The sequence below is a fragment of the Burkholderia sp. BCC0405 genome (genome assembly GCF_902833075.1).
Lineage (GTDB): Bacteria > Pseudomonadota > Gammaproteobacteria > Burkholderiales > Burkholderiaceae > Burkholderia.
This window is the reverse complement of the sequence record NZ_CADFEO010000001.1, coordinates 37,811-64,743: the sequence shown is the minus strand read 5'-3', so window position 1 is coordinate 64,743 and position 26,933 is coordinate 37,811. Positions and strand designations below refer to the sequence as shown.

Sequence of the window (26,933 nt, the reverse complement as noted above, 5' to 3'; positions counted from 1 at the left end):
GCCACGACCGATCATTCTTCCAAACGAGACCGACTCAAGCCATGTTCGAACACATCGACGCGTACCCGGGCGATCCGATCCTGACGCTCAACGAGAACTTCCAGAAGGATCCGCGCGACCAGAAGGTCAACCTGAGCATCGGCATCTACTTCGATGCCGAAGGCCGGATTCCGGTGATGGGCGCCGTGCGCGAAGCCGAAGCCGCGCTGCAGCGCGAGAGCGGCCCGAAGCCGTACCTGCCGATGGTCGGCCTGCCTGCGTATCGCGACGCCGTCCAGGCGCTCGTGTTCGGCGCCGATCACCCGGCCCGCGCGGCCGGCCGCATCGCGACCCTGCAGACGCTCGGCGGCTCGGGCGCACTGAAGGTGGGCGCCGATTTCCTGAAGCGCTACTTCCCGGATGCGCAGGTGTGGCTCAGCGATCCGAGCTGGGAAAACCACCGCTTCATCTTCGAGCGCGCCGGTTTCACGGTGAACACGTATCCGTACTACGACGAAGCGACGGGCGGCCTGAAGTTCGACGCGATGCTCGCGGCGATCGACGCGCTGCCGGCGCGCAGCATCGTGCTGCTGCACGCGTGCTGCCATAACCCGACCGGTGTCGACCTCGACGAAGGCCAGTGGGAGAAGCTGATCGACGTGATCGAGGCGCGCGGGCTGCTGCCGTTCGTCGACATGGCGTACCAGGGCTTCGGCGCGGGCCTCGACGCGGACGCCTTCGCGGTGCGCGAACTCGCCCGCCGCGGCGTGCCGACGCTGGTTGCGAACTCGTTCTCGAAGAACTTCTCGCTGTACGGCGAGCGCGTGGGCGGCCTGAGCGTCGTCTGCGAGGATGCCGCCGCGGCCGACCGCGTGCTCGGCCAGCTGGCCGGCGCCGTGCGCTCGAACTACAGCAACCCGCAAACCTTCGGCGCGAAGGTCGTGGCGGCCGTGCTCGGCACGCCTGCGCTGCGCAAGCAGTGGGAAGAGGAACTGGCGGCGATGTGCCGCCGCATCGCGCGGATGCGCCAGTCGATCCATGACGGCCTGCGCGACCACGTCAGCGGCGAGGCACTCACGCGCTATGTGAAGCAGCGCGGGATGTTCACGTACACGGGCCTGACCGAATCGCAGGTCGATGCGCTGCGCGAAGTGCACGGCGTGTACATCCTGCGTTCGGGCCGGATGTGCGTGGCGGGCCTGAACGACTCGAACGTCGCCATCGTCGCCGACGCCATCGGCAAGGTGCTGAAGAGCGGCGTCTGAGCGCGGCGCGCTCCGGCGCGCCACGCGGCTGGCCGAACCGGCTGTCTCCCGCGAGGGGGCAGCCGGTTTTTTTGTGCGGCCGCAATGTGCGCCACCGGGCTGACGCGGGCGCAGGCGCGGCGGTACGATCACGGAATCGAACGCAACTCGGAAGGAGCGACATGGGCATCCGGATCATCCAGCTCGGCACGCCGCGCGCGGCCGGCGAGGGCCTGCGGATCGGAACGGTGCGGCGGCCGCCGCGCGGCGTGCCGAAGGCGGAATTCGCGTCGCGCAACTACTATGATGTATGGTTGCCGACACTCTCGCCGAGCCCGGAACTCGTCGCGCAGGCGCAGGCCGCCGAAACCGATGCCGAATGGAACGCGTTCCGGCGCCGCTTCCGCGCGGAAATGGCGCAGGGCGATGCGGCGAAGGTGCTGGACCTGCTGGCGGCGCTGTCGGCGACCACCGCGTTCTCGGTCGGCTGCTACTGCGACGACGAACGCCATTGCCACCGCAGCGTGCTGCGCGAATTGCTCGCGGAACGCGGTGCGGCGATCGAGCCGGACGCGGGCTGAAAGCGGACTGAAACGGGCTCAAGCCGGGCTTCGAGCGGCATCGCGCAGCCGCGCCGGGTAAGCCGCCGCGCCGTTATCGTGCGGCGCAGCGAACCCGTTGACGTGGGTCAAGCGTGCGGGCGCGCGCGCCACTATGCTCTTGTCATGGAGCCATCACGACGATGACAGGCGGACAGATGCAGATTGCCTTCCCGCCGGAACCACCCGAATATTGCGCACGCGACCTGGTCGTGGCGTTTTCGGCGCTGGTCGACGGGCGTTGCGTACAGTGCGCGGTCACGGCCGAGGCGCTGGAAGATCATTTCGGGGCGCCGTCGCTGCTCGAACGCGACCTGCTGACCGCATTCGACGCGCACCGGCCGGCGATCGAAGCGATGGCGCGACGCATGCTCGAGGAAATCGGCGGCCGGCCGGTGCTGCTGCACAGCGGCCACTTCCGGCTCGAAGACTGATACCGCAGGAGGGCGCATGACATTGCAGGGCAACATTCACGAACGCGACTGGTCCGTCGAGGTCGAGACGCGACCGTGCGAATCGGGCGAATTCCGCTGCCGCGTGACGGTCGAGCATGGCACCGGCGCCGCGCGTTTTCATCACACGTTCGAGCACAGCCATGCGTATCCGACCGAACGCGAGGCGATGATCGAAGGGCTGCGGGCCGGCATGACGTGGATCGAGATGAAGACGTCGCAGACCTTCAACGTATGAACGGTCCCGCGCCGGCGAAGGCGCGGGCAGGCTATCGGCCGGGCAGCGATCGAAGAAATCGCGCCGTGCCACGGGTAACACGTGCCGCCGCTTTTTGGTGCGGGCGGCACTTGCAAGGCGGTCGACGAGCGGGCGGCCCCGTCAGGAGACACGACATGGGCGTGGGCATGCAGATCGCCTGCCACGGATTCGCGGGTTCCGCCGCGGTCGAGGCCGAAGCCGGCGCGCAGCTGGTGCGGCTCGAACGGTTCCGCGCGCTGATCGGCGGTTGCCATCTCGCCATCGAATTGCGTGCCGCCGCCGATGGCGCACGCCGGTACGACGTGCGGCTCGACCTCGTGATGCGTGACACGGCGCTCTGGACGCTACCGCCGTGCGTCGGCGACGATCTGGACGACGTGCTGCGCCGCGCGTTCATGCAGGCCGAGCAGGCGCTGATCGCGCGCCAGGCGGGCGATGCAAGGGCGGAGCTGCGCAACGCGGCGGGCGGCGGCGCGGTGCAATGATGCATCGCGCGCGAAACCGCGCCGGCGGCCGGGCGTCGTCCTGACTTGTTCCATCAGACCCGTGCGAGCGCTTGCGAGTCGATGATGCGCACGCGCTTGCCGCGCGTTTCGACCAGCGCTTCGCGATGGAACCGCGAGAACATCCGGCTCACGGTTTCGAGCTTCATCCCGAGATAGCAGCCGATTTCCTCGCGCGTCATCCGCAGGTTGAATTCCGTCGCCGAATAGCCGCGCGCCTCGAAGCGCGACGACAGGTTCAGCAGGAAATGCGCGACGCGCTGCTCGGCCGACATCGTGCCGAGCAGCAGCATCTGGCTCGATTCGCGCACGATCTCGCTGCTCAGCATCTGGTAGAGGAAGTGCTGCATCGGCTTGATCTCGCGGCACGCCGCTTCGAGCGCGCCGAACGGGATGATGCACACGACACTGTCCTCGAGCGCGATCGCGTCGCAGCAGTGCTGGCCGCTGCCGATGCCGTCCATCCCGAGCGTTTCGCCGGCAATCTGGAAGCCCGTCACGTGTTCCCGGCCGTCGCGGTGCATCATCACCGTCTTGAACGAACCCGCGCGCACCGCATAGATGCTCTGGAACGGATCGTCGGTGCGGAACAGCGCGTCGCCCTGGCGAACCTGCCGGGTCGTGCAGATGATCGCATCGAGGCGGCCGTATTCGGCCGCGGTCAGGTGGGGCGGCAGGCACATCGAACGCATCGCGCATACCGAGCAGCGCGCGGCGGGATGCTTGGCGGCGTCGGCGCGCGTGACCGCGCGAAGCGGAATCGTCGGCCGAGGCACGATGGATACGTCGGCGGCACAGGGGGTGGCTGTGGACATGAGTCACTCCGGCTCGTCAGGGGCGGTGCGCGCGAGCGTGCACCAGGGATTCGATAACACGGCATGCGGCGTCGAATTCGACGGTCTTGTCGAAGAAGTAGTCGGCTCCGACCGACGCGCATGCCACTCTGAATGCCGGCCCCGAGTGATTCGTCAGCACGATCGTGACGATGCGCGGCGCGGCCTTCGACAGCATCCCGATCAGGTCGAGGCCGCTGCCGTCCGCCAGCCGCAGGTCGACGATCACCACATCCGCCTGGCTGCTTCGGATCTGCGTCCACGCGTCCTGGCCGTCCTCCGCCTCGCCGACGATGGCGACACCGGGGATCGCGCCGACGAGCAGCGCGATCCGCTGCCGGACGGCGATGGCGTGATCGACGAGAAACACCCGGAGCGCTGGGGGTAACTGGCTGGCATTCATGCCGGCAGTATCGTGTTGCGCCGCCGAAAATGAAATCGGCCGAATTGGAAGTTGATGTAGGCCGCTGCGGCGCGTTGTAGGGTAATTCCTACAACGCGTACGGGAAACCGCCGGTGCGGCCGCTTCGTGACGTACCGCGTGTGCAGCCGACTCAGCCGGCCCGGTGCGCAGCCAGCGTATCGCGCGCCGTGCGGCACGCGGCGAGATCCCACGCGGCACAGCCGACGCTCTTGAGCAGCAGCGGCCCCGTGCGGTCGAATGCGCCGGCCAGCACGTCGGCGAGCGACGCGACGTGCCGCCAGTCGACCTGCGCGACGATCAGGTCGCCGGCTTCGTGGCGTGCGCCGGCCGGGTCGTCGACGACCAGCCGGCTGGCGCGCACCGTGTTCGCGTCGATCTCGGCCGCGTCCGCGGTGAATGCGCCGACGCCGACCACGAGCCGGCCTTCGCGCGCGGCTTCGCGATAGACGGGGGTGCGGCTCGTCGTCAGCGTGACGACGACGTCGATCGCATCGGGAATCGCGTCGCCGTCGAGCGGCACGAGACGCGGTGCGTGCGCGCGGTGCGCGGCACAGAACGCAGCCGCGCTGTCGGCGCTCGTGCCGCGCACGTGGAGGCGCGCTTCGGGAAAGATCGCGGCGAGCGCTTCCGCGTGATTGGCCGCCTGTTTCCCGGTGCCGATCAGCAGGATGTCGCGCGGCGCGGCGCCATGCAGCGCCTGGATGCCGAGTGCGGTGATGGCCGCCGTGCGGCGTCCGGTGACCGTCGGGCCGTCGAGCGTGAAGCGCATTTCGCCGGTGGTCGCGTCGTATGCCGTGACCTGCCCGTGGATCGTCGGCAGCCCGCGCGCGCCGTTGCCCGGGCACACGTTCACGAGCTTGTGGGTCGCGAGGTCGCGCGCGCTCGACGGCATCGACAGCATCACGCCGCCGGCCTGCAGCGGCACGACCAGGCGTTCGGGGCTGACGATCTCGCCCGCCGCATAGTCGGCGACGGCCTGCCTGAGCGTGGCGAGCAGCGCCGGGTAGTCGAGCAGCGCGGCCGTGTCGGCTGCATCGAGAACGGGAATCGGGGAAAGAGCGGTCATTGTGTACGTCGTATGCGTCGGTGAGCGTGGACGACGGGCGCATGCCGCGCCCGCCACAGGGCTGCCGGATACCGTGACACAGGGCAGTGTGGATCGAATCTATACCACTTGCTGGCCCATCCGCAACCCAGAAAATAAAGCGGCGCGCCTGTTTTGGTTCTAATATCTATCCAGAAGGGCCGTCATGGCCTCGCTGCCGGCGCGCTCCGGTATAGTGCGAACCCATTCCAGATTCACGCCCGCGACCGGGCAGGAGCTACACGATGATGTCCGCGCGTCCCGACACACTCGAAGGCGGTTTCAGGCCGCTGCAGATCTACGAGCAGGTGGCCGAGAAGATCCGCGACGAGATCCGCGCGGGACGCTATGCCGCCGAGTCGCGGCTGCCGTCCGAGCGCGAGCTCGCGGGGCTGTTCCAGGTCGGCCGGCCGGCCGTGCGCGAGGCGCTCGGCGCGCTGCAGAACGAAGGGCTCGTGTTCACGAAGCGCAATTCGGGCACCTACGTCGTGGCGTCGCCGCTCGACGTGCTCGCGCAGCGCGGCGAGATGCACCGGGCGTCCGAAGCCGATTTCAGCCCGACGTCGACGCTCGACGTGCGGCTGATCCTGGAGCCCGCGATCGCACGCCTCGCGGCCGCGCACGGTCGCGCCGACCCCGGCGCGGAGCGCTATCTGGCCCAGATGGAGACCATTACCGACGTCGACGATCCGCATCAGCGCGCGCTGTGGAACGAGAGCGACCGGCTGTTCCACCGGCAACTCGCGTTGATGACCGGCGACGCGCTGATCGTGAAGATAGCGGACGAAGTCGCGAAGACGATGGACCAGCCGCTGTGGAAACGGCTGAAGGACGACGGCATCTACGATGCGGGCCGGATCCGGCTCTACGTGTCCGAACACCGGCTGATCTACGAGGCGATCGTGTCCGGCGACGCCGATGCGGCGGCGTTCTATGTCGAGCAGCACATCCGCCGCGTGCGGCGCGACATCGCGCCGAAGTGACCGCGCGGGCTTGCTCTGGTCTGAAAAATGACCAGAATCGAAGTTTTTATTTTTGAATTGCTTGCATGGTGACCACGCGTGTCCTACATTGGTTTCACACAAAACCAATCAGGAGACATCATGCGACACCTCGTTACCGCGCTCTCGGTGGCCATCGCCGCCGGCGCGCTGACTTCCGCGCATGCGCAGGAAGTCGTGATGATCGGCCATTCGGCGCCGCTGACCGGCCCGCAGGCCGCGAACGGCAAGGACAATGAAAACGGCGCGCGCCTGGCCGTCGACGAACTCAACAAGGCCGGCATCAAGGTCGCCGGCAAGACCGTCACCTTCAAACTGGTTTCCGACGACGACCAGGCCGATCCAAAAGCCGGCGTGCAGGTTGCCCAGAATCTCGTCGACAAGGGCGTCGTCGCGGTGCTCGGGCCATACAACTCGGGCGTCGCGATTCCCGCCTCGCGCGTGTACTCGACTGCCGGCGTGCCGATGCTGCCGGTGGCGTCGAATCCGGCGCTGACCAGGCAGGGCTTCAAGAACATCTTCCGGATCGGCGCGAGCGACGAACAGCTCGGCGGCACGATGGCCACCTTCGCCGCGAAGACGCTGAACGCGAAGACCGCAGCCGTGATCGACGATCGCACCGCGTACGGGCAGGGCGTTGCCGAGCAGTTCATGAACGTCGCGAAGGCGAACGGGATCAAGATCGTCGACCAGGAATTCACGAATTCGTCGGCCACCGATTTCCTCGGCATTCTCACCAAGATCAAGGCCAGCAACCCCGACGTGATCTTCTTCGGCGGCTATGCCGCACAGGGCGCGCCGATGGCCAAGCAGATGAAGCAGCGCGGCCTGCGCGCGAAACTGCTCGGCGGCGACGGCATCTGCTCGGCGGACATGGGCAAGGTCGCGGGCGACGCGGCGTCGATCGTCTACTGCGCGCAGGGCGGTGTCGCGCTCGAGAAGACGGCGGCCGGCCGCGAATTCCTGAAGAAGTACCACGACACGTATCACACCGATACGCAGGTCTACGGCGTGAACTACTACGACGGGATGAAGTTGCTCGCCGACGCGATGGTCAAGGCCGGCACGACCACCGACAAGGCGAAGCTGATCGCGCAACTCGCGAAGTCGAACTATGCGGGCGTCGCGGGCACCTATTCGTTCGACGCGAACGGCGACCTGAAGGGCGCGCCGACCACCGTCTACGTGATCCGCAACGGCTTGCCCGAACCGTACGCGAAGTAACCGGCCAGCCTGCCATCGGACGGCGGCGCGGCCGCCGTCTTTCGTTTCAACGCATTCGATCGACCATGAAAATTTCCCGATCCCTTTCCACCGTCGAAGTCCATACCGGCGGCGAAGCGTTTCGTATCGTCACCAGCGGGCTGCCGCGCCTGCCGGGCGACACGATCGTCCAGCGTCGCGCGTGGCTCAAGGAGAACGCCGACGAGATCCGCCGCGCGCTGATGTTCGAACCGCGCGGCCACGCCGACATGTACGGCGGCTACCTGACCGAGCCCGTGTCGCCGAACGCGGATTTCGGCGTGATCTTCCTGCACAACGAAGGCTACAGCGACCATTGCGGGCACGGCGTGATCGCGCTGTCGACCGCGGCCGTCGAGCTCGGCTGGGTGCAGCGCACGGTGCCGGAAACACGGGTCGGCATCGACGCGCCGTGCGGCTTCATCGAGGCGTTCGTCAGGTGGGACGGCGAGCACGCGGGGCCGGTGCGCTTCGTCAACGTGCCGTCGTTCATCTGGCAACGCGACGTGTCGGTCGAGACGCCGTCGTTCGGCACGGTGACGGGCGACATCGCATACGGCGGCGCGTTCTATTTCTACGTCGACGGCGCGCCGTTCGACCTGCCGGTGCGCGAAGCGGCGGTGGAAAGGCTGATCCGCTTCGGCGCGGAAGTGAAGGCCGCCGCGAACGCGAAGTACCCGGTCGTGCATCCGGAGATTCCGGAAATCAACCACATCTACGGCACGATCATCGCGAACGCGCCGCGCCACCCGGGCTCGACGCAGGCGAACTGCTGCGTGTTCGCGGATCGCGAGGTCGACCGCTCGCCGACCGGCTCCGGCACCGGCGGCCGGGTCGCGCAGCTCTACCAGCGCGGCCTGCTCGCGGCCGGCGACACGCTCGTCAACGAATCGATCGTCGGCACGGTCTTCAAGGGCCGCGTGCTGCGCGAGACGACGGTCGGGGCCATCCCCGCCGTGATTCCGGAAGTGGAGGGCAGCGCGCATATCTGCGGGTTCGCGAACTGGATCGTCGACGAACGCGATCCGCTGACCTACGGTTTTCTCGTGCGCTGAGGCGCCGCGCCGATTGGCCGCGCCTAGCGCGGCCGCCCGTTTGTAGTACCAGGCTTGGCGCGTCGTTCCCGTTGCGGGGCGCGCGCCTTTTTTTGCATGTGAACCGCCGCGCAGCCGCTCCGTATGGGCCGCCGCCACGCCATTGCCGCCCGGCGGTCCGCGCGAGTTTTGGTACGATGCAGCCTTTTCAGCCGAGCTCCACCCGCGTGAATCGCCGAAACGTGTCGTCAGTGCGTGACTTCTGTGCCAGATGGGTCGCGCGCGCCCAACCCGTCGCGACCGCCGCCGCCGCGAGGGTCAAGCCTCTCTCCGCCGCCGCGTGGCACCATCTGCGTCATCCGACGCGCCGCGGCGTGCTGCTCGCGGCCGCCGCCGTGCCGGCGCTGTTCGTGCTGTACGTGGTCGTGCTGATCCCGTTCACGCCGGGCATCGGCGATATCCGCAAGGCGCGCGTCGACCAGCCCGCGCAGGTGCTGTCCGCCGACGGCAAGCTGCTCGCCGAATTCAAGCCGTCGAACCGAGAGTGGGTGCCGCTCAAGCAGATCTCGCCGCACATGGTCGACGCGCTGATCGCGACCGAGGACCACCGCTTCTACGAGCACCACGGCCTCGACTGGAAGCGCACCGCGTCGGCCGCGCTCCATACGTTCTCGGGCAGCCGCCAGGGCGGCTCGACGATCACGCAGCAGCTTGCGCGCAACCTGTATCCGGACGAGATCGGCCGCGCGCCGACGCTCACGCGCAAGGTGAAGGAGGCGATCACCGCGCTGAAGATCGAGGCCGTCTACAGCAAGGACCAGATCCTCGAGACCTACCTGAACACGGTGCCGTTCCTGTACAACGCGTACGGCGTCGAGATGGCCGCGCGTACCTATTTCGACAAGTCGGCCGACGAGCTCGACGTGCTCGACAGCGCGACGCTCGTCGGGATGCTGAAGGGCAACAGCTACTACAACCCGGTGCTGAATCCCGAGCGGGCGCTGCAGCGACGCAATACGGTGCTCGGCCAGATGGTGAAGTACGGCAAGCTGTCCCCGGCGCAGTTCGCGCAGTTGCAGCGCCGGCCGCTGCGCGTCGACTTCGAGCGCCAGAAGGAGCCGCCGGGGCCGGCGCCGCATTTTGCGCAGCAGTTGCGCAAATGGCTGATCGCATGGGCCGACCGCAACGACTACAACATCTACTCGGACGGGCTGATCGTGCGCACGACGATCGACTCGCGGCTGCAGCAGATGGCGACGCAGGCGCTCATGCTGCAGGGCAACCAGTTGCAGGGCATCGCGAACAACGCATGGAGCGGCCGCGACGGCTGCGGCACCGACAACGAGGTGTTCCGCACCTTCATGCGCGAGTCGCCCGAGTACAAGGCCGAGCAGGACGCCGGCAAGGACGACGCGGCCGCGATGAAGCTGCTCGCGGCCGACCGCGGCTTCATGCGCGCGCTGTGCAAGACGAAGACCGACGTGCAGGCCGGCTTCCTCGCGATCGATCCGCGCAACGGGCAGATCCGCGCGTGGGTCGGCAGCCGCGACTTCGCCAGCGAGCCGTTCGACCACGTCGCGCAGGCGCGGCGCCAGCCGGGCTCGACGTTCAAGCCGTTCGTCTATGGCGTCGCGTTCGCGAGCGGGATGAAGCCGGACGACACCTTCATCGACCAGCCGGTCGAGATCCCGTTGAAGGGCGGCGAGATCTGGCGGCCGAACGACGACGTGCCGCCGACCGGCAAGCCGATGACGCTGCGCGACGCGCTCGCGCTGTCGCGCAACCGGATCACCGCGCAGGTGATGGAGAAGGTCGGGCCGGCTGCCGTGGCCAGGCTCGCACGCGACATGGGCGTGCGCGAAAGCCCGCTCGAACGCGTGCCGTCGCTCGCGCTCGGCACGAGCCCGGTCACGTTGAAGGAGATGGTCGCGTCTTACGCGACGATCGCGAACGGCGGGCTGTATGTCGAGCCGCAGATGGTGACGCGCATCGAGAACCGCCAGGGCGACGTGCTCGCCGAATACGCGCCGGCGCCGCCCGAGCGCGCGCTCGACGCCGAAACCGACAAGACGTTGCTCAGCGTGATGCGCGATGTCGTGACGCGGGGCACGGGCGGCAGCATCCGCACGCGCTTCGGGATCCGCGGCGACGTGGCCGGCAAGACGGGCACGACGCAGGACAACGCGGACGGCTGGTTCATCCTGATGCAGCCCGGCCTCGTCGCCGGTGCGTGGGTCGGTTTCGACGACGGGCGCGTGACGCTGCGCAGCGACTACTGGGGGCAGGGCGCACACAGTGCGCTGCCGATCGTCGGCGATTTCTTCCAGCGTGCGCAGCGCGCCCGGATCGTCGACACGAAGGCGAAATTCGATACCGAGCCGTCGCCGGGCTGGTTCGCGTCGCTGCGCGAGCGTGCGACGGACCTGTTCGACACGTGGTTCCCGCCCGAGGCGAAGAAAGCGCCTGCGCCGGTCAGGACGCAGCGGGTGGAGCGTGCGCCCGAGGCTGACACCGGCGCGGCCTCGGCGCCCGATGCGGCATCGGGCGGCATCGTCGAGGAATGGGTGCCGGCGTCCGAAGTGGCCGCGTCGGCCGCCGCGCTGTCGGCGGGCGCATCGCAGCCGCAACCCGCGCAGCCGCCAGCGGGGGCGAGCGCGGCGGGCGGAGGCAGCGCGGGCCTCGGCGCCGCACCGGCTGCCGCCCCTTCGGCCGCACCGTCCCAAGCGCCCGTGCCGGCCGCACCCGACGCGACCGGCGCGTCGCAGTAACGGAGCCGTTCAGATTTCGCGCGAAGCTGCCGTAATCCTGTTGTCATGACAGCTCGCGCGGTCGTTCCGCGCCGCTCCGATGAGGCTATCTACCGACTACGTCGCGCTCACGTGCGACGATCTCGCCGCCGGCGTCCCGCTCGGCTTCGATCTCTACGATGCCGACGGCGCCGCGCTGCTGCCGGCCGGCACGACGCTGCGCGATGCCGCGCAGCATGCATTCCTGTTCGATCATTTCCGGCCGGTACGGCGGCGCGACGACGCCGAAGCCGAAACCGAGCCGCGCGTGCCTGACGCGGTGCCTCACGCGCCGCGGATGGGGTTGTCGGCGGGGGCTTCGATCGGCATCCGCCGCCGGGTCGGCACGACACGCGGGCTGCAGCGCTATCGTCTGATCGGCATTGCCGCATCGGGCGCGCTGTTCGTCGAGCCGCAACCGGCGACCGCGATCGACTTCACGCCTGGCGACGATATCGAGGCCGTGGCGATCGGCCGTGCCGCGGTGTCGCGTTTCGGCGCGACGGTCGAGTCGGTGCATGCGGCGGGTGCCGCGCGGTTCCTGATGCTGTCGCCGCCCGGCTTCGTCGACCGGCTGCGTACGCGCGCGGAGCCGCGCGTGGCGGTGCGGATCGCGGCCTGTTGCGCGGGCGGGCCGGAGGGCGCGGAAGGCATCGGGATGGTGCACGACATCAGTGTCAGCGGGTTGTCGATTGCCGTCGACCGGCCGATCGCCGCAATCGGCGAACCCTTGCGCGTGCAGCTTCCGTACGCGACCGGCGGCCGGGTCGAACTGCTGGCGCTCGACAGCACGGTGCGGGCCGTCCATGCCGATCCGGCGGCGCTCGCGCTGACGCTGCATCACGCGGCGTTCGGCGAGACCGGCGCCGACGACCTGATCCGCCTCAAGGCGCTGCTGTTCGACCGGCTGATGGCGTCGTCGGATACCGATCGGCGGCGCTGATGCGCGGCCAGGCGCGCCGGGCGCCGTGTCGGGGTATTCGGTGCGCGAATGCCGACAATCGTCTGATGGTTTGAGCGATTCCGTGGCGATTGTATGTTTTTCCGTCAACAGTGAATTCGCGATTTAAGTATTTACCCTGATAGCGTGACCTCCTAAACTTCACCTCATGCGCAACGACCCCGAGTCCGAAGCGCCTGACAAAACAATCCTGGAGGTAACGCATCATGAAATCGCTGATCAAGGCAGTTGCACTGGCCGCCCTGGTGGCCGCACCGGTTGTCTCGTTTGCACAGAGCCAGCAGCCGCTGACGCGCGCGCAAGTGCGCGCCGAGCTGGTCCAGCTCGAAAAGGCCGGCTACAACCCGAACGACTGGATGAACTACCCGGAAAACATCCAGGCCGCACAGGCAAAGATCGCCGCCGCGCAAAACACGGGCGCGCAAGCTGATGCAACGGGCTACGGTGCGAACGCCGCCGCGACGTCGCAATCGGGTCAGCGCGTGGTCGTGCCGGCCGCAACCGACCGTTCGTCGGTGTTCTTCGGCCACTAAGCCAGGCAGCGTCCGCGAGGGCGCACGGTTTGCCGTTTCATCTGAAACCCGTGCACGGTATCCGTGTACGGGTTTTGCATTTTTGCCGCCTGAACGGGTGGGGCCGCGTGCGCACTGCAACTTGATGCGCATCACCGCATGCTGCCCGCCTGCCGTGCCCGCGTCGCGAGCACGGCCGCGACGCCGCCGAGGATCGCGGCCGATGCGAGCGCGAGCCGCCATGTCGGCTGTTCCGACAGGAACAGCACGGCGCCGCAAGCGGCGACGGGCGGAACGGAGAGCTGAACCGCCGCGGCGCGCATCGCCGTGAGGTGCCGCAGCGCGGCATACCAGACCACGTAACCAAGGCCCGACGTGATCGCGCCGGAAAGCGCGGCGAGTGCGACGCCGGCCAGCGTGACGTGAAAGCGGGAGGCGAGCGCGACGCTTAGCGCGAGTGCCAGCGGCGCGGCACGCAGGAAATTGCCGGCGGTTGCCGCGACCGGATCGACGGGCCGACGGCCACGTATCGAATAGATGCCCCATGCAATGCCGGCGGCCGTCATCAGCGCGGCGCCTTGCGGCGTCGGCGCGGCGAGCCCGGGTGACACGAGATACACCAGTCCGCCGAGCGCCGCGCCGAACCCGGCCCATCCGGTCGCGGCAAACCGTTCGCCGGCGTGCCATCCCGCCGCGAACATCGTCAGCTGCACCGCGCCGAACAGGATCAGCGCGCCGGTGGCCGCGCTGACGGTCAGATACGCAAACGAGAAGCACGTGACGTAGATGAACAGCATCGCCGCGGCGGGCCAGTCGGCTCGCGGGGCGGGCTGTCGTGCCCCCGCACGCGCGACGATCGCGAGCAGCAGCGCGCCGGATACGAGGCGCAGACTGCCGAAGCTGGCCGCGTCGATCCGTCCGGCCTGCAGCGCGAGCCGGCACAGCAGCGAATTCGACGCGAAGGCGAGCATCGCGATCGACGTCAGCGCGGCGACGCGCACGCCCGGCCGGACATGCCGCGCGAAGGCGGAGGCGGGCGGTCGCATCGCGGGCCTCAGGCGTGGCTGGCGACGATCAGCACGGCCGCGCCGAACAACGCGGCGCCGAGCGGCGCGGTGAGCGCCCGCCCCCACGACGCATTCTTCTCGAGGGCCATCAACGCGGCGAGCGCCAGCATCCAGCCGAGACTGCCGGCGCCGACGACGAACATCAGCAACATCAGCGCCCAGCAGCAGCCGACGCAGAAGAGCCCATGGCTGACGCCGAGCGCAAACGCGTGACGCATCGGCGCGCGGCCGCGCCAGCGGCTGATCACGAAACTGTAGGGCGTGCGGCAACGGTCGAGGCAGTGCGTCTTCAGTCCGCTGAACTGGAACGCGCCGGCGAGCGCGAAAACGGCCGCGCCGATCAGCCAGCCGCGCCACGCGAGCGCCGGCACCCGCGCGACACCGGCCAGCAGCAGCCCGTGCAGGCCATGCGCGACGAGGCCAAAGCCGCTCCACGTGGCGACGTAGCCGACGCCGACGAGCGCCAGCAGGCGCGCCTGATCGGGGCGGCTTGCGACGACGCGGGCGAACGCATCGAACAGCGACAGCGTCGTCGGCAGCATCATGGCGAGGATCATCAGCGTCCAGCCGGCCGCGGCGAACGCGGCCGGCAGCCACAGCGTGCCGCCGGGCAGCGCGCGGCACAGCGCGCTGAACGGTTCGGCCAACGCGCTGCCGCCGTGGTCGAGGTAGCGCCCGTAAGGGCTGCGCGTCCACGCCCACAGAGTGAGCCAGGCGAACGCGACGAGACTCGCGAGCACAAGCGGGAACACGCGCCGATGCAGCGACGCAGCCATGACCGTTGGCGCGCGATCGCGCTTCACGCGTCGAACAGGAACGTGCTCTGCAGCGCGTTGTGATTCTTCAGATCGACGTCGATCCCGATCGCCGCATTCTTCGACCGGTAGACGGGCGCCTTGCCGACGAACACCGGTGCGCCGGGCACCGTCGAGAACACGGTGTCGGTCAGGGTCGTCTGCGCGCCGCTCGGGCCGAGGTACGGCTCGAGTTCCGCGCGGTAGTCGGTGCCGATCGACAGCGTGCCGCGCGCCCCTTCGACATTGAACGTGATCGGGGCGCGTTCGATCGACACGACCGTGCCGATCAGTTTCGCGAGCTCGGCGATCGGGCCGCCGGCCTGGCCCGTGTAGACCTTGAGCAGCGCCTGCTCCTGCGCGTCGGACGCCGTGTCGCTGAGATAGATCGCAGCGGTCCAGTTGCCTTGCAGGATGTTGCCCGGCACGCGGCACACCGCGGCGATCGTGTTGCCGCCCACATCGAGGCCGTCGACGGTGCCCTTGTCGACATGCCAGGCGACGATCGTGTCGCAGACGCCGAAATCCGGATCCTCGCCGATCCAGCACGGGCAGAGTACGCGACAGTTGCAGACCTCGAGCAGACGGCCTTCAAGGTGATAGCTCATGATTCCCTCCAGGGAGCGACGGCGATGGCACGTTGGGCTGGGGGGAGGAAGCCGACAGACGAATCGTCACCCCGCTCGGCGATGCGAACGCGAAATGCGCTGAGGAATGCGCGGAAGCGAAGACGGGATGGATGCGATAGCGCGGGCCTGAAGCGGCGTATCGACTTTCAAGTGTAGGTGCGAAGGGCCGATATGCAAGCCGTCGCATGCTGCGGCGCCGGCTGACAAGCCGGCGCGCGTGCGCTAGCATCGCGATCGGTGTCGCCGCGGGACGGCGGCCGATGCGCGACAGCGCGGCAGGCCCGGCACCGGGTTCCACGACTTCAACGAACAACAAGGAGCATCCATGCGTGTCTTGACCGGTCTGCTGTGCTCGCTGGCGCTGGCGGCGAACGTCGCCCATGCACAGGCGAATTGTGCCGACGCGACGGATCAGGCGGCGATGACGGCATGCGCCGATCGCGCGTACAAGAAATCCGACGGGGAACTGAACCGGACCTACCAGGCCGTCACCGCGCGCCTGCGCGATGCGCGGCCGTTGGCCGACAAACTCGTGAATGCGCAGCGCGCGTGGATCGCGTACCGCGATGCGGAATGTAACTTCTCCAGCGCGAACGCCGAGGGCGGCAGTGTGTATCCGATGGTCGTGTCGACCTGTCTGGACGATCTGACGAAAGCGCGCACCGAAACGCTGAAGGGTTATCTGTCGTGCGAGGAAGGCGATCTCGCGTGCCCCGTGCCGGCCAGGTAAGCCTCGTGCGCCGCCCGGCCCAACGCGTGCCGCGCGGCCGGACGACACACGCGATCCGCTGCCGGACGTCGTCCGTTACACGTCGTCCGTTTCGTCGAGCAGCTTGTGCCGCATCGCGTAACGCACCAGCGCCGCTTCGTGCGGCATCTGCATCTTTTCCAGAATCCGCGTCTTGTATGTGCTGACCGTCTTCGCGCTCACGCATAGCGCGTTCGCGATCTCGGTCAGCGTCTGGCCGGCGGCGATCCGCCGGAACACGTCGAATTCGCGGTCGGACAGCCGCTGGTGCGGCAGCGTCTCGGCCGGCTCGTTCAGGCTCTGCGCGAACTGCTCGGCCATCGCGAGGCTCACGTAGACGCCGCCCGACGCCACCTTCGTGACCGCGCCGACCAGCTCGGCGCTCGCGCTTTCCTTCGTCAGATACCCCGACGCGCCGGCGCGGAACGCGCGCACCGCGTATTGCTGCTCCGCGTGCATGGTCAGCACGAGGACGCGCAGCGCGGGCTTCTCGTCCTTGATCTGCTTGATCAGTTCGACGCCGTTGCGGCCCGGCATTGACAGGTCGAGCACGAGCACCTGCGCGGGCGTGGCGCGCACGAGCGCGATCGTCGACGGGCCGTCGCAGGCTTCGCCGGCCACCTCGAATCCGGTGGCGTTCTGGAGAATGTGCCGAAGACCGTCGCGTACGAGCGTATGGTCGTCGGCGATGAGCACCTTGATCATGTGATGAGCGTGTCCTGTTGTACGGTACTGAGCGGGAAGGCGACGGTGATCGAGAAGCCGCGCGCGAGCGCGGTGTCGATCGTCACGGTGCCGCCCAGCATGTGGGCGCGTTCGCGAATGCCGATCAGGCCGAACGATTTGTCTTCGTGGGCCAGGCCGCCGGGCGCCGAGCCGCGGCCGTTGTCCGCGACGCGCAATACGCAGAAGCCGTCCTCGACGTCGAGCCGCAGCGCGACGCGCGTCGCATCCGCGTGGCGCGCGACGTTCGTCAGCGCTTCCTGGACGATCCGGAACAACGTGGTCGCGCCCGCGCTGGTGAACGTGAGGCCGCCGGTTTCGATGTGCCGTTCGACATCGATCCCGTAGCGGTTCGTGAAATCGTTCGCGAGCCATTCGATCGCGGGCACGAGGCCGAGATCGTCGAGCATCACGGGCCGCAGGTCGGCCGCGATGCGCCGCACCGACGCGACCGTCGCGTCGATCAGCCGCCGCATGCCCTGCAGGTGCGACTGCAAGCCTTCGTCGGGTTGCGTGCGGCCGGGCACGCGCAGTTGCCGCTCGACCACCGACAGATCCATCTTCAGCGCGGTGAGCTGCTGGCCGAGGTCGTCGTGCAGCTCGCGCGCAATGCGGGTCTTTTCCTCTTCGCGCACGTTCTGCAGGTTCGCCGACAGTTCGCGCAATTCCTCGCGCGACTGCTTCAGTGCCGTGTCGGCACGCTGCCGCTCGGTGATGTCGCGCAGCATCACCGTATAGAGCTTGCCGGACGCGTCGCGGATCTGCGAGATCGACGCCTCGATCGGAAACTCCTCGCCGTTGGCGCGCAGCCCGAACAGCACCCGCTGGTGGCCCATCTGCCGCTCGGACACCCCCGTCACGCCGAACTGGTCGACGTGCTTCGCGTGTGCCGCGCGGAACCGCTCGGGGATGAAGCGCGACAGCGGCGCACCGATCGCCTCCATCGCGGACACGCCGAACACCTGCTCGGCCATCGGATTGAAGATCACGACCGTCTGCTTTTCGTCGATCGTGATGATCGCTTCCATCGACGAACGGATGATGCCCATCATCCTCGCCTCGTTGAGGATGCCGCGGCTGCTCGCGCCGGAATCGGCGGCGCCGGAACGGCCGCGCAGCAGCGCATGGACGAGCACCGCGAACGCGATCGACGCGATCAGCCCTGCCGCGAGCACGGTGCCGGCCGCGCGTTGCGCGCCGGTCGCGCTCGGGCGGCCGTCCGCGGAATACGCGAGCGTCAGCACGGTGCCGCCGAAATTCAGCTCGTCGGTGCGACGCATCAGGGCGGGCGATGCCGAGGCCTCGTCGGTCGTCGTTTCGACGCTGGCGATCGCGCGCCGATCGCCGCCGGCGATGATCCACACGTCGATCCCGCGCTCCGCGTCGAGCGCGCGCTCGACCAGGCGCTGCGGGCTCAACGCCGCGAACAGCACGCCGTCGGCGCCGGTTTCGCGCAGGCCGGGCGGCGTGGCGGCCGCATGCGGCGACACGGCAACCGGCAGGAACAGCGTGAAGGTGCGGGCGTCGCGGGACGCGTCGTCGTCGGCAGGGTGGACGCCGAGCGCGACGTCGCCGGTTTGCAGCGCGTGCGCAAGCGGCGCGGCGTCGGACACGCCGAAGCGCACGACGGGCGAATTCGACGCCGGCGCGCTGAGCGCGGCGGTCGCGAGCGTGCCGGCCGGCATCGGCTTCGCGCCGGCGAGGGCGATGCGCGTCGTGGGCGGCAGCGGCGCATAGCCGATCTGGCGGACCGGCGAGCGGCCGCTGTCGAGGTCGAGCGTGTCCGCATACCGGCGCCATTGCTCGGGCGTCATGCCCGGGACGAGGCTGAACGCACCGCGCGCGCCTTCGAGCACGGCCGCGCCGGATTGCAGCTCGTGGCGAAGCATCGCCGTCACGTGCGTCGTGCGGCGTTCGAAACGCGTATGGACGGCGCCTTGCCACTGCTCGCGCACGAGCAGCGCGACGCCGAGCGACAGCGCGGCGCCGGCGCACAGTGCAGCGACACCGGCCGCGAGCGGCTGGCGTAACATGATCTGGAGGCGTGTGGGCCCTCGGGCGTCACGCGTCGGGGTTCCACTTGCGGTCATTCGATGGTCATTCAGTTGTCGGGGGCCGCCCCGTGGCACGAGGGCAGCGCAGCAGAACCGGGCAAAACTCGCACCGGCCGCACGGAACGTCTATTTTCAAGATGAAATTGTGCGCGATTTACATGTTTTTTGTAATGGGGTCACCGGAATTTGCGGCAACCGGCGTGAAGCGGCGGGCGCGCCTGCCGCGCTTGACGCGCATCAACGGGCGCGTCGGCACGTGGGGCAGACTGTTCGGCAGGCCACCGGGCACCGGGCCGGGTGGCGATAACGGGCCGCCGTCGCGCAACGCGCGATGCGTGCCCGGTCGGAGGGAAGGAACATGTACAAGCGGATTTTCGTCGGGCTCGACGGCAGCCCGAGTGCGCGTCTCGCGCTGAACGAGGCGATCCGGATCGCGGCGGCGTCCGGCGGCGAAGTGACCTGCGCGTATGTCGTCGAGCACCGGCCGCAGCTCGTCGACGTCGATGCGGGCTTCGCGGCCGAGCGCGATGGCGATGCGGCCGCGACCGAAGCCGCGACACCGGTGCTCGACGATGCGAAAGCGGCGCTCGCGCAGGAGCATGTGTCGGGCACCGTGCGCGCGCTCGACGCCTACGGCGAGGATGTCGCCACGGTGCTGATGCGCACGGCGGCCGAAGGCGACGCCGACCTGATCGTGATGGGCACGAGCGGGCGGCATGGCCTGCGCCGGCTGCTGCTCGGCAGTGTCGCCGAATCGCTGCTGCGCGCGGCCGACCGGCCCGTGCTGCTGGTGCGGCACAGCGAGCCTGGCGCGCCGGCGGCCGCGTGACGCGCGTGGCAGGGCGCTGATGCACGGGCGGTCGCGGGCGGCGACGGTCTCGCACATTCGCCGGACGACGTCCTGACGAAACAGCCCCCCGGCGCGCGGCGCGTGAGCACGACTGTCGCGTGTGTCACACCGGCCGGGCGAGGGCGGCACGCCCGATGCACCCGACGGGCGCGTTTCGCGTGCCCGCGGTTGCATCGCGGCACGCAGTTCTGGCAGCATCGGACGGTGTCCGCTTGTTCGCCGCGCGCATGGCCGCGGCGATCGACGCAGCAGCATCCGGCGGCATGCGGCGCGCGTTCGCGATGAGCGAAGCGTGGCCGTTGCGCCGGGTGCCCGGCTCCTTACCTTACCGACGTCATCCGCCATGCCGATCTCCGCCACCGACCTGATTCGCCAGTTCGACCTGCAGCCGCACCCCGAAGGCGGCTATTTCTGCGAAACCTACCGCGCGGCCGATTCGGTCGTGCGTCCGGCCGACGGCGCGCCACGTGCCGCGTCGACCGCGATCTACTACCTGTTGTGCGACGGCGCGTATTCGTCGTGGCACCGGATCCGTTCCGACGAAGTCTGGCATTTCTACGTGGGCGACCCGATCGAAGTGTGGGTGCTCGACGAGCGTGACGGGCTGACGATCCATCGGCTCGGCAATCCGCTCACGCATCCGGGCACCGTGTTTCAGGCGGTCGTGCCGGCCGGGCGCTGGTTCGGCGCACGCTGCGCGGCGCCGGAGCACGTCGCGCTCGTCGGCTGCACGGTGGCGCCGGGCTTCGAGTTCGCGGAATTCGAACTGGCCGACGCAACCGCGCTGGCCGCCGCGTTTCCCGACTACGCGGAACACGTCGTGCAGCTTGCTCAGCGTCAGCGCACGGATAGGTGACTGTCACGGCGCTGCAACCCGTGGCGCGAAGCCGGTGCCGATGGCGGGTGTTCCGCGCGATCGCGGCCAAACCCGTTTAGAATGCCGTGGTGCATCAGGTCGGCTGCGGGCGTGCCGCGGCGCCCGTTGCGCAGCCGTACCGGCGGCCACCGTCGCGCGGCTGCATGCCTTCCAGGAGCGCCGCCGTGTGGCACTTTCCCATCGCAATTCCGTCGTCGCTCGGCCCATGGGCCGTGTTCGCGAGCGTGCTGATCACGCAGCTCGGCGTGCCGGTGCCGGCCGTCCCGATGCTGATTCTCGGTGGTACGATGGCGGCAATGGGGCAGGCGTCCTGGGTCAGCATGTTCGCGGCGGCGATCGGCGCGACGATGCTGGCCGATTCGCTGTGGTTCTTCATGGGCCGCACGCGCGGCCGTCGCCTGCTGAACGGCCTCGTGCGCTTCTCGCTGTCGCTCGACACGACGCTGCGTTTCGCACGTAACGTATTCGAAAGATACGGCGCACCGCTGCTCGTGCTGTCCAAATTCCTGCCGGGCCTCGGCCTCGTGTCGGCGCCGCTGCTCGGCACGACCGCCATCGGCGTCGGCGTGTTCCTGTTCTGGGATCTGGCCGGCGCGTCGCTGTGGGCCGCGTTCTGGCTGGTCGGCGGCGCGGCCGTTCACGATCAGATCGTCCAGTTCGTGCTGTGGGTGCGCGCGAGCGGCGGCACGATCCTCGATGCGTTCCTCGCGATCTTCATCACGTTCCTGCTGTACCGCTGGGTGCGTCGCGTGCAGTTCCGCCGCTATCTCGCGCAGGTGCGTATCTCGCCGCCGCAGCTCGTCGAGATGATGACGTCGGACGAGCCGCCGCTGATCTTCGACGCGCGGCCGAAAGCGATCCGCGAGCGCGAACCGTACCGGATCGCCGGCGCGGTGCCGGTCGATCTCGATTCGCCGGACTTGCTCGACCCGGAAATGCTGAAACGGCCGATCGTCGTCTATTGCGTGTGCCCGAACGAGGCCACCGCGAAACGCCTGATCGCGAAGATGCAGCGCAAGAAGATGATCCACAACATCCGCGCGCTGAAGGGCGGGCTCGACTCATGGGAAAAGCACGGCTATCCCGTCGAGCCGCTGCCGGCCGATCTCGATGCCTCGCGGTATTTCGTGCGGCCTGAGCACGGGGCGCTCGAAGGCGAATATACGGTGAGGGCGACGTTGTCCAAGTAAATGCGCCCGCTATCTCGCGCGCATCCGAATTCCACCTCTGGTTTCACGCACCGCGATTTTTACGAAAATCGGCTGGCGCGAAACGTCTGATCATTCTTATAATCCCGCCTGCCTATTGCGTGCGCCTGATCGCGCACACTCGACGCGCGTTCGTTCGCGCTGAAAGCGACTGATCCCGTCGCCGTCCGTCACGCGCACAGCCGCGTCGCACCGGCCGCACGGGCGTATTCCGAGAAAGTCCCGATCCGTTTTCCGGATTGTTCCGGAAAATATCGATAATCCGCGGCGATTCCAATCGGATTGACGCAGCATCCGTGTCGTTTCTTATTCAGGAAGCGACGGCGGAGATTATTTCGTTTTCGGCATGAACGGTCGCGCATTGATATCGACAATGACGGCGGCCCGTTCGCGGCTGCCAGGAGACGGACTTGAAACAACCAGAAGACCAGTTACACCGCGGGCTGGAAGAGCGGCACATCAACCTGATGGCGCTCGGCGCGACGATCGGCGTCGGCCTGTTCCTCGGCTCGGCCACCGCGATCCGCGTCGCCGGCCCGGCCATCCTGCTGACCTACCTGCTGGGCGGCATCGCGATTTTCCTGATCATGCGCGCACTCGGCGAGATGGCGATCGCCAATCCCGTCGCCGGCGCGTTCAGCCGCTACGCGCGCGACTACCTCGGCCCGCTGGCCGGCTACCTGACCGGCTGGACCTACTGGTTCGTGTGGATCGTCACCTGCATGGCGGAAATCACGGCGGTCGGCGTCTACATGCACATGTGGGTCCCCGGCGTGCCGAACTGGATCTGGGCGCTCGCGGCGCTCATGGCGATGGGCTCGGTGAACTTCATCGCGGTCAGGCTGTACGGTGAATTCGAATTCTGGTTCGCGCTGATCAAGATCGTCACGATCGTGCTGATGATCATCGGCGGCGGGTTGATGATCGCGTTCGGCATCGGCAACGGCGGTGTCGCGATCGGCCTGTCGAACCTGTGGGCGCACGGCGGTTTCATGCCGAACGGCCTCAACGGCGTGATCGCCGCGTTGCCGATCGTGATGTTCGCGTATCTCGGCGTCGAGATGCTCGGCCTCACCGCCGGCGAGGCGCGCAACCCGGAGAAGTCGCTGACGAAGGCGGTGAACTCGGTGTTCTGGCGCGTGCTGATCTTCTACATCGGCGCGTTGTTCGTGATCATGTCGCTGTATCCGTGGGACCAGATCGGCACGCAGGGCAGCCCGTTCGTGATGACGTTCTCGCGGCTCGGCATCCCGGCGGCTGCCGGCATCATCAACTTCGTCGTGCTGACCGCAGCGCTGTCGTCGTGCAACAGCGGCCTGTTCAGCACCGCGCGGATGCTCTACAACCTCGCGCAGCAGGGCCAGGCGCCGAGCACGCTCGGCAAGGTCAATCGCAACGGCGTGCCGGTGTACGGCGTGATCGTGTCGGTCGCGCTGCTGCTGATCGGCGTGCTGCTCAACTATCTCGCGCCGCAGCACGTGTTCACGTGGCTCACGTCGGTGTCGACGTTCGGTGCGATCTGGACGTGGTGCGTGATCCTGATCGCGCAGATGCGCTTTCGCCGCACGCTGTCGGCTGACAAGGTCGCGCGCCTGCCGATCCGCGTGCCGTTCTATCCGCTCGGTTCGTTCGTCGCGCTCGGCTTTCTCGTGCTGGTCGTCGTGCTGATGGCGTTCACGCCCGACACGCGCGTCGCGCTCGTGATCGGGCCGGTATGGATCGTGCTGCTCGGCATCGCGTATGCACTGTTCTACGCGAACCGTCCGGCGGTATCGGCGCCGACGAAGTCGTAAGCAGCACGGGCAGGCGCCCGAGCGCCCCTTGATCGCGATCATGCACGCGCGGGCCGGACGACCTATGCTGAACAAATCGATTGTCCGCGCTTCGCGTGGCAACCCGCCGATCCCAGTAACCGTCGCGATCACGGTGGCCGTCCGGCCGCCGTGCGCCACTTCAGCGCGAAGCTCCCGTCGTCGTTCCGCGACGACGCGCACGCACGGAGGCCTTCGCCATGCAGCCTGCCCAGCCCATCCCGACGCTTGCGCGAATCGCGCTGGCCGTCGATCCGACGCCCGAATCGCTGTCCGCCGCGCGCTATGCGCGCACGCTGCTGCGTCCCGGCATGCGATTGCGCATCGTCTGCGCGATCGACAACCCGCGCCTCGTATTGCCCGACATCCCGCGCATCGACGCACTGCTGACGTCCGCGCGCGAGGACCTGATGCGCGAGGCGCAAGCCATCAACGAACGGATCGCGACGTTGTTCGCCGATAGCGGCGTCGAGGTCGAGCAGGCGATCGTCGATACGTCGGTGACGGGCGGCTCGGTGGCCGATGCACTGGTGAGCGACACGTCGGCATGGGGCGCGGACGTGCTGGTGGTCGGCGCGAATCCGCATCACGGGCTGCTGCGGCTGGTCGAAGGCGCGATGTCGGATACGCTGACGTCGCGCGCGCGCTGCGCGCTGCTGATCGTGCCGGCCGCCTATGCGCGGCCGTCGGACGGCGGCCTGCAGCGGCTGATGTTCGCGGTCGACGGCAGCGAGCCGTCGCTGCACGCGGTGCGCGTCGGGCTCGGCTTCGCGGTGCCGACGACGTTGCTGTACGCGGTCTATGTGATCGATCGTGCGGTTCGCCTCACGGATATCGTGCCGGTGCGCGCGCTGGAGGATGCCTATCGCGCGGAGGGCGAGGACGCGCTCGCAAAGGTCGGCCCGCTGTTCCATGCGACCGGCAACCCGACCAAGCGCGGTGTCGTCGAGACCCGCCCGACCAGCGACGACGTGGCCCATGCGCTGATGCGCGACGCCGTGTACTGGCGTGCGGAATTGCTGGTGGTCGGCACGCACGGCCGGCGCGGTATCGCCGCCTGGCTGATCGGCAGCGTCGCGCGCCGCGTTGCGCATCTTGCCCAGGTGCCCGTGCTCCTCGTGCGCGGTGCCGAATAAATCGTGCGATATCGAGAGCGAAGCAGGGTTCGGTTGACCTGCATCAGAAACGGCGCACGCATCGCGTGAGAGATTGACGGAACAACCGGCAACGCGGCCGGTCTGTCGTGCATGGTCCGTGCGGCCCCGCAGCAATGCGAGTGTCAAAGGCTGCGATCGACGGCGCATTCACAGCCGTGACATCCATTTCCGGAGCCGCAACGTGCAATGCACGGCGCGTCACCTGACCGAGAACTCTCTGGCACGAGGGTAGGCAGCCGATGGCTGCCTTGGAGGACGGGCGGGGTGCAAGTCACCCCGTCCGCTTTCCTCGTTCGTATTGTCGTTGGCCCCGTCTGGTTTGCTTTCCCCGCAGGAATCGTTGTCGTTGCGGCCGTGTGGAACGGCGCGTCATGATGCGTGACGGCGCGCGGCAGCGCCGATGCGGATCGTCGATGATCGCGGCATGCGCGCCGCTGCCGTACAGGCACCGCATGTGGCAGGCGCTGCCGGCGTTGCGTGGTGCACTGCCGTTGCACGTGCCCAGTGCCATGCAACGGCTGCCTGGCGCTCAGGTGGTGCGAAGCGTCGAGCGCAGGTCGTGCCGTCGGCCTGCGCCGCGGCACACCCGCGAGCGCTGGCGCGCGACATGCAGCGGCGCGCATGCGCTGCACGTGCGGTTGCGCAGGCGGTTCGCGTGCGGCCAGCCAGGGCGCGCCTTGCGGCGTGGCTCCGCAATGGCCGGCGCGTCGGGTGCGGCCCGCGCGCAGAGTGCCGCGGCGAACCGTTGCAACGCGAGAACCGAGCCCGCGACGCTCTGGTACTTTTCGCGGCCGATCTGCCCGTCGAGGGTGACGAGCAATCCGGCTTCGCGGGCGAGCGCAAGCAAGGTGTCGATATTGTCGGACGGACGGTTGCCGGCCGGCACGGCCTTGGCGGGCAGGGCGCGCGCGTTGCCCGACGCGCGCCGCTGGCCGTCCCGGCCCGGTAAGTTGCGATGTCCCATGGCTGGTCTCCTGCGCCAGGCCCCGCGTGCCGGCTCGACGGCCGGCTGAGCGATGACCCGTATGAACGTTTCGTCCATGTCACCAGTATCGTGTGGCGCCCGTGCGCTGCCAAGCAGCGCGCGCTGAAGTCGCTGTCAGGTATTGCGCGGCGCCTATCGGAATCCGCTGACACGCAGGGCGGCCGATCGGCCGTCCCGGCGGCGATCCGGCCTGATCGTTCCGACGAATGGGCCGCGCCTGGCAGACGTCGCTTGACGCATGTTTTCGGCCGGTCTAAGTTCGCCGGTGCATCGGCGTCGAGCGGCGTTCCATCGTTTGCCAGGTCGACCGGTGCCGCGCCCCGGGGTGGCGTGGCAGGGCTTCCAGTCTCGTTCGCGGGCAGTTTGCGCCGCGGATATGGCGCGGCCGGTTCGGGGACGGACCGGCACGGCGGCACGCAACGTGTCGTTGATCGCGCGCAAACACGCGCCGGCGCATCGCACGCCGCGCTGCCGTTCAATCTTTAAGCTTCCGGTACCTTCTTTTCGTTCCTCGACCGTCAGGAGTCCGTCGATGTCCAAGGACAATTTGCTCGATTCACTCAAGGAAGCCGCCAAACGGCGCGCGATCGGTTCGGATCAGTTGCGTGCGATGCTCGACGACGAAGTACGCATACTGTCGTCCGACGCGCGGGTGCACGACTACATTCACGTGTTCGCGATCCGGCACCTCCGCGACCGGATGCGCCGGCAGGACGATCTCGATGACGACACGCGAGCCGATGCGCCGCCCGCGGACGCCGATCCGCGTCCGAGCCATCGCCTGTGACGGGCGAGCGCCGCGGCTGACGCCGCGGACGTGACACGATCCGTCGCAAGGCCAGGGCCGGATCCTGGTCGACATTCGTGCATCCGTCGACAGCAAACCGGCCTGTTCAAACCTCGCTTCGATCGCCGCGCCCAGGATCGCCGGTGCCGCCGTTGCGCTGTCGTCGCGTCCGGTGGCGGTGCGGCCGATGCGCCGGCCGGCGCAGTCATCCCGACAATCTCCCGACAATTTCCTGACAGGCGGCACGGTCTTTTGTCATATGTTTCACTGAATTGTCACGGCGGCCTCAAGTAAGCGGCGCGATTGCCGTTTACCCGGTGAATTCGTCCA

At 68.4% G+C, this 26,933-nt stretch carries 27 protein-coding genes; 18 read left to right on the top strand and 9 right to left on the bottom strand.

The annotated features are described in order from the left end of the window. The first annotated feature begins 41 nt into the window (after positions 1 to 41). The 5 genes from HWX36_RS00290 to HWX36_RS00270 all read left to right on the top strand — a co-directional run bounded on the left by HWX36_RS00290 (position 42) and on the right by HWX36_RS00270 (position 3,018). On the top strand, positions 42 to 1,244 hold the full coding sequence (locus HWX36_RS00290) for an amino acid aminotransferase (protein WP_175950309.1): 1,203 nt from the start codon (positions 42 to 44) through the stop codon (positions 1,242 to 1,244). A 161-nt stretch (positions 1,245 to 1,405) separates the two neighbouring features. Beyond that, on the top strand, positions 1,406 to 1,804 hold the full coding sequence (locus HWX36_RS00285) for a DUF488 family protein (RefSeq protein WP_175950308.1): 399 nt from the start codon (positions 1,406 to 1,408) through the stop codon (positions 1,802 to 1,804). Positions 1,805 to 1,965: 161 nt separating this feature from the next. After that, positions 1,966 to 2,256, top strand: coding sequence for a DUF1488 domain-containing protein (locus HWX36_RS00280; RefSeq protein ID WP_175950307.1), 291 nt, complete (start codon positions 1,966 to 1,968; stop codon positions 2,254 to 2,256). Between the two features lie 16 nt (positions 2,257 to 2,272). Further along, complete coding sequence (locus tag HWX36_RS00275; protein WP_175950306.1) at positions 2,273 to 2,512, top strand: UDP-glucose 4-epimerase; 240 nt, start codon at positions 2,273 to 2,275, stop codon at positions 2,510 to 2,512. A 155-nt stretch (positions 2,513 to 2,667) separates the two neighbouring features. After that, on the top strand, positions 2,668 to 3,018 hold the full coding sequence (locus HWX36_RS00270; protein WP_175950305.1) for a metal ABC transporter ATPase: 351 nt from the start codon (positions 2,668 to 2,670) through the stop codon (positions 3,016 to 3,018). 53 nt (positions 3,019 to 3,071) lie between these two features. Here the strand turns inward: HWX36_RS00270 and HWX36_RS00265 are convergent, their stop codons facing one another. The 3 genes from HWX36_RS00265 to lhpI all read right to left on the bottom strand — a co-directional run bounded on the left by HWX36_RS00265 (position 3,072) and on the right by lhpI (position 5,359). Next, entirely contained in the window at positions 3,072 to 3,851 is a 780-nt protein-coding gene (locus HWX36_RS00265) for a helix-turn-helix domain-containing protein (RefSeq protein ID WP_175950304.1), read from the bottom strand. A gap of 16 nt (positions 3,852 to 3,867) precedes the next feature. Next, the gene (locus HWX36_RS00260; RefSeq protein ID WP_175950303.1) at positions 3,868 to 4,272 is read right to left on the bottom strand and encodes a response regulator transcription factor; all 405 of its coding nucleotides are present in this window, start codon (positions 4,270 to 4,272) and stop codon (positions 3,868 to 3,870) included. Positions 4,273 to 4,423: 151 nt separating this feature from the next. Continuing rightward, positions 4,424 to 5,359, bottom strand: a complete 936-nt coding sequence (lhpI, locus tag HWX36_RS00255; protein WP_175950302.1) for a bifunctional Delta(1)-pyrroline-2-carboxylate/Delta(1)-piperideine-2-carboxylate reductase — start codon at positions 5,357 to 5,359, stop codon at positions 4,424 to 4,426. Between the two features lie 263 nt (positions 5,360 to 5,622). On the opposite strand from lhpI, the gene HWX36_RS00250 reads away from it, so the two are divergent. The 6 genes from HWX36_RS00250 (at position 5,623) to HWX36_RS00225 (ending at position 12,934) form a co-directional block, all read left to right on the top strand. Then, entirely contained in the window at positions 5,623 to 6,360 is a 738-nt protein-coding gene (locus tag HWX36_RS00250) for a GntR family transcriptional regulator (RefSeq protein WP_175950301.1), read from the top strand. Between the two features lie 120 nt (positions 6,361 to 6,480). Continuing rightward, on the top strand, positions 6,481 to 7,602 hold the full coding sequence (locus tag HWX36_RS00245; protein WP_175950300.1) for a branched-chain amino acid ABC transporter substrate-binding protein: 1,122 nt from the start codon (positions 6,481 to 6,483) through the stop codon (positions 7,600 to 7,602). A gap of 65 nt (positions 7,603 to 7,667) precedes the next feature. Continuing rightward, positions 7,668 to 8,675: a trans-3-hydroxy-L-proline dehydratase gene (gene lhpH, locus HWX36_RS00240; protein ID WP_175950299.1), complete on the top strand. Its 1,008-nt coding sequence runs from the start codon at positions 7,668 to 7,670 to the stop codon at positions 8,673 to 8,675. Between the two features lie 176 nt (positions 8,676 to 8,851). Next, positions 8,852 to 11,422 carry a transglycosylase domain-containing protein gene (locus tag HWX36_RS00235; protein WP_175950298.1) on the top strand — a complete coding sequence of 857 codons (2,571 nt, stop codon included), beginning with the start codon at positions 8,852 to 8,854 and terminating at the stop codon, positions 11,420 to 11,422. A 79-nt stretch (positions 11,423 to 11,501) separates the two neighbouring features. Next, on the top strand, positions 11,502 to 12,383 hold the full coding sequence (locus HWX36_RS00230; protein WP_175950297.1) for a PilZ domain-containing protein: 882 nt from the start codon (positions 11,502 to 11,504) through the stop codon (positions 12,381 to 12,383). A 224-nt stretch (positions 12,384 to 12,607) separates the two neighbouring features. Next, complete coding sequence (locus tag HWX36_RS00225; RefSeq protein ID WP_175950296.1) at positions 12,608 to 12,934, top strand: DUF4148 domain-containing protein; 327 nt, start codon at positions 12,608 to 12,610, stop codon at positions 12,932 to 12,934. Between the two features lie 131 nt (positions 12,935 to 13,065). On the opposite strand, the gene HWX36_RS00220 is transcribed toward HWX36_RS00225, so the two are convergent. From HWX36_RS00220 to HWX36_RS00210, 3 genes are read right to left on the bottom strand one after another with little or no spacing between them, the layout of a single operon-like run. Beyond that, a complete protein-coding gene (locus HWX36_RS00220) occupies positions 13,066 to 13,959 on the bottom strand; it encodes a DMT family transporter (RefSeq protein WP_175950295.1) in 894 nt (297 codons plus the stop codon). Positions 13,960 to 13,967: 8 nt separating this feature from the next. Further along, positions 13,968 to 14,756, bottom strand: a complete 789-nt coding sequence (locus HWX36_RS00215; protein ID WP_175950294.1) for a DUF2182 domain-containing protein — start codon at positions 14,754 to 14,756, stop codon at positions 13,968 to 13,970. Between the two features lie 23 nt (positions 14,757 to 14,779). Continuing rightward, a complete protein-coding gene (locus tag HWX36_RS00210; protein WP_175950293.1) occupies positions 14,780 to 15,382 on the bottom strand; it encodes a DUF1326 domain-containing protein in 603 nt (200 codons plus the stop codon). A 346-nt stretch (positions 15,383 to 15,728) separates the two neighbouring features. Between HWX36_RS00210 and HWX36_RS00205 the strand changes: the two genes are divergently transcribed. After that, a complete protein-coding gene (locus HWX36_RS00205) occupies positions 15,729 to 16,133 on the top strand; it encodes a lysozyme inhibitor LprI family protein (protein ID WP_175950292.1) in 405 nt (134 codons plus the stop codon). Between the two features lie 75 nt (positions 16,134 to 16,208). Here the strand turns inward: HWX36_RS00205 and HWX36_RS00200 are convergent, their stop codons facing one another. Both HWX36_RS00200 and HWX36_RS00195 read right to left on the bottom strand, forming a co-directional pair. Beyond that, entirely contained in the window at positions 16,209 to 16,856 is a 648-nt protein-coding gene (locus HWX36_RS00200) for a response regulator transcription factor (RefSeq protein WP_006483707.1), read from the bottom strand. Next, positions 16,853 to 18,964 (bottom strand): PAS domain-containing sensor histidine kinase, encoded by a 2,112-nt coding sequence (locus HWX36_RS00195; RefSeq protein ID WP_175950291.1) that lies wholly within the window; start codon positions 18,962 to 18,964, stop codon positions 16,853 to 16,855. Before HWX36_RS00195 ends, HWX36_RS00200 begins: the two co-directional genes overlap by 4 nt. Positions 18,965 to 19,286: 322 nt before the next feature. On the opposite strand from HWX36_RS00195, the gene HWX36_RS00190 reads away from it, so the two are divergent. The 5 genes from HWX36_RS00190 to HWX36_RS00170 all read left to right on the top strand — a co-directional run bounded on the left by HWX36_RS00190 (position 19,287) and on the right by HWX36_RS00170 (position 24,810). Continuing rightward, positions 19,287 to 19,757, top strand: a complete 471-nt coding sequence (locus HWX36_RS00190) for a universal stress protein (protein WP_175950290.1) — start codon at positions 19,287 to 19,289, stop codon at positions 19,755 to 19,757. 364 nt (positions 19,758 to 20,121) lie between these two features. Continuing rightward, entirely contained in the window at positions 20,122 to 20,634 is a 513-nt protein-coding gene (locus HWX36_RS00185) for a cupin domain-containing protein (RefSeq protein WP_175950289.1), read from the top strand. A gap of 185 nt (positions 20,635 to 20,819) precedes the next feature. Then, entirely contained in the window at positions 20,820 to 21,845 is a 1,026-nt protein-coding gene (locus tag HWX36_RS00180) for a DedA family protein/thiosulfate sulfurtransferase GlpE (protein WP_175950288.1), read from the top strand. A gap of 428 nt (positions 21,846 to 22,273) precedes the next feature. Next, complete coding sequence (locus HWX36_RS00175; RefSeq protein ID WP_175950287.1) at positions 22,274 to 23,656, top strand: amino acid permease; 1,383 nt, start codon at positions 22,274 to 22,276, stop codon at positions 23,654 to 23,656. 218 nt (positions 23,657 to 23,874) lie between these two features. Then, on the top strand, positions 23,875 to 24,810 hold the full coding sequence (locus tag HWX36_RS00170; protein WP_175950286.1) for a universal stress protein: 936 nt from the start codon (positions 23,875 to 23,877) through the stop codon (positions 24,808 to 24,810). 550 nt (positions 24,811 to 25,360) lie between these two features. Here HWX36_RS00170 and HWX36_RS00165 read toward each other — a convergent pair. After that, positions 25,361 to 25,795 carry a hypothetical protein gene (locus HWX36_RS00165; protein WP_175950787.1) on the bottom strand — a complete coding sequence of 145 codons (435 nt, stop codon included), beginning with the start codon at positions 25,793 to 25,795 and terminating at the stop codon, positions 25,361 to 25,363. Positions 25,796 to 26,348: 553 nt separating this feature from the next. Between HWX36_RS00165 and HWX36_RS00160 the strand changes: the two genes are divergently transcribed. After that, positions 26,349 to 26,603 carry a DUF3562 domain-containing protein gene (locus tag HWX36_RS00160; protein ID WP_175950285.1) on the top strand — a complete coding sequence of 85 codons (255 nt, stop codon included), beginning with the start codon at positions 26,349 to 26,351 and terminating at the stop codon, positions 26,601 to 26,603. Positions 26,604 to 26,933 lie beyond the last annotated feature (330 nt).